2 protein-coding genes and 2 pseudogenes are annotated in these 2,433 nt (G+C 36.8%); 3 read left to right on the forward strand and 1 reads right to left on the reverse strand.

What is annotated here, in order from left to right; all coding sequences use genetic code 11:
• Window positions 1–207: pseudogene (locus tag AC1DND_RS25740) on the reverse strand (DoxX family protein); the annotation flags it as partial.
• Window positions 208–420: 213 nt separating this feature from the next.
• On the opposite strand from AC1DND_RS25740, the gene AC1DND_RS25745 reads away from it, so the two are divergent.
• The 3 genes and pseudogenes from AC1DND_RS25745 to AC1DND_RS25755 all read left to right on the forward strand — a co-directional run.
• Window positions 421–531, forward strand: coding sequence for a hypothetical protein (locus AC1DND_RS25745; RefSeq protein WP_029275619.1), 111 nt, complete (start codon window positions 421–423; stop codon window positions 529–531).
• Between the two features lie 140 nt (window positions 532–671).
• Window positions 672–2,081, forward strand: coding sequence for a 23S rRNA (uracil(1939)-C(5))-methyltransferase RlmD (rlmD, locus tag AC1DND_RS25750; RefSeq protein WP_477585417.1), 1,410 nt, complete (start codon window positions 672–674; stop codon window positions 2,079–2,081).
• Window positions 2,082–2,181: 100 nt separating this feature from the next.
• A pseudogene (locus AC1DND_RS25755) lies at window positions 2,182–2,433 on the forward strand (hypothetical protein); the annotation flags it as partial.

Genomic DNA, 2,433 nt, shown 5'->3' on the forward strand with positions numbered 1-2,433 from the left:
TGCAACAACATGAATGGCGACACTGATGAGCATGCCCGAAAAACCAAATACGTTGTTTTGTGTAATCATGTTCTGAAGAACCGAAGTGTCGCTAACAAAAGAAACACCTTTTCCAAAAATGATCAGGCCAAGTACAATCCGAAGATAATCTAGCCATTTTGAGTGATGAACATCTCCCCAATGTTCAATTTTACGGATAACGTTCATAATGAACCTCCATTTTTATGTGAATGATACTTTAAGTTACGGATTTTTATTTGGTTATCAAATAAGGAACTGAAAATCAATTGATCGCAATTGTAGTTGTTGTAAAGGGAATGATTTAACCTTTTGATGTAAAATTAACATAAAATTAATTTATACCGTTTTGGTTTTTGGTATGAATTTAGTATTATTGCTTAAATAGATAGGTTTTTTATCATGAGCAAAGAAATATTAGAGTTTTCTGTACTGGTGGATGAAAAATTTGACCTAAAATTTAATTGGTTAGATGGCTTTTGGGGCGCGGCATTTAAATTTTTTGGAAAATAATTTTTAAAATCAGGGTTCCATTGCCGGACAGTTCTTGTTCGAGTAGGATGATTATGGYCAATCTTTTGATTAATTGGTTTTTAAACCCTATACCTTTCTGTCCTTAACCTTTAACCTCTTTTTTCTATATTTGCAAAATAATGAGTAGAAGAAAACCTGGTAYGGTAACTATTGTTCCAAACGTACATATAATCGATATTGCTGAAGAGGGAAAAGGTGTTGGCAAGGCTGACGAATTGGTCATTTTCGTTGATAAAGCCGTTCCCGGTGATGTGGTAGATGTCCGGTTGACCAAAAAGAAAAAGAATTTTGCTGAAGCAATCATCGATCAGCTTCATGAAAAATCAGCGTTGCGTACTGATCCTTTCTGCCCTCATTTCGGAACCTGTGGCGGTTGCAAATGGCAGCATATGGGTTACGATGCTCAATTAAAGTTTAAACAGAAAAATGTTGAGGCAGCTTTACAGCGTTTAGGTAAAATAGATACCTCAGGAACTGAACCGATTTTAGGCTCAGAAAAAAACAGATATTACCGAAATAAATTAGAATTTACTTTTTCGAACAAACGTTGGTTGGAAAAAACCGATGTAGAACGCGATGAAGATTTTGACATGAATGCACTGGGTTTTCACGTACCATTGCGTTTTGATAAAATTTTAGATATCGAGCATTGTTATCTACAGGATGAGCCTTCTAATTCGATCAGAAACGCAGTACGTAAATATGCCTTAGAAAACGACCTGTCGTTTTACGATCTGCGTAACCATGAAGGCGTTTTGCGTAACCTGATTATCCGTACTTCTAGCACAGGAGAGGTGATGGTTGCCGTGGTATTTGCTTATCCGGAACAGACACAAGTTGATGGCTTGATGGGGTTCCTTAAAAATGAATTTCCACAGATTACCTCTTTGCTGTATATCGTTAACCAAAAAAAGAATGACACTATTTTCGATCAGGATGTGGTGGTTTTCTCCGGTCGCGATCATATTTTCGAAGAAATGGATGGCATCCGTTTTAAAATTGGAGTGAAATCTTTTTATCAGACCAATTCTGAACAAGCCTTCGAACTATATAAAATCACCAGAGATTTTGCCGGATTTAAAGGTGATGAATTGGTTTATGATTTATACACTGGTGCTGGAACGATTGCAAATTTTATTGCCAAAAACGTAAAGCAGGTAGTTGGGGTAGAATACGTGCCAACCGCTATTGAAGATGCAAAGTTTAATTCAGCGTTAAATGGCATTGATAATACGGTTTTTTATGCCGGAGATATGAAAGATATTCTTACTTCAGAATTTATCCTGGCGCATGGTAAACCAGATGTGGTGATTACCGATCCGCCACGCGCTGGTATGCATGCAGATGTAGTACAGAGATTGCTTGAAATGGAGTCTGAAAAAATTGTCTATGTAAGCTGTAATGCAGCCACACAGGCAAGAGATTTAGAATTATTGAAAGAAAAATACGATGTGGTGCGAATTAAACCTGTAGATATGTTTCCGCACACGCAACACGTAGAAAATGTAGTATTGTTAAGGTTAAAGTAATAAAATGATTGAGTGAGAGAAAGATTGAGTGACAGAATGGGGCAATTTGCCTTTAACATTCAACTATTCACTCATTCAAAATTCAATTATTAGTTAAGGTATGGATAGAGAAGAATTATTAGGCGCAACGCCCGAAGAGAACGGAACACCACAAAAAAAGCAGGAAAGTCCGCTGATAAGTCTAGAAAAAGATTTAGAATTTTATGCTGATGCGATTAAAGAAGTAGCAATCGAGATTATGGTTGAAGGCATTTCTGCCCACCCAATTTTTATTGCGCATCAACATGAGGTGAACATTGGCGAACTTATCTTAAACAAAGAAGAACTTAATACCGACTGGACAATACAAGCC

The sequence above is a fragment of the Pedobacter sp. 01N416 genome (assembly GCF_056399685.1).

Excerpts from the sequence above, each read along its gene's own strand:
- AC1DND_RS25745 (WP_029275619.1), top strand. The coding sequence starts at position 421 with ATGAGCAAAGAAATATTAGAGTTTTCTGTACTGGTGGATGAAAAATTT.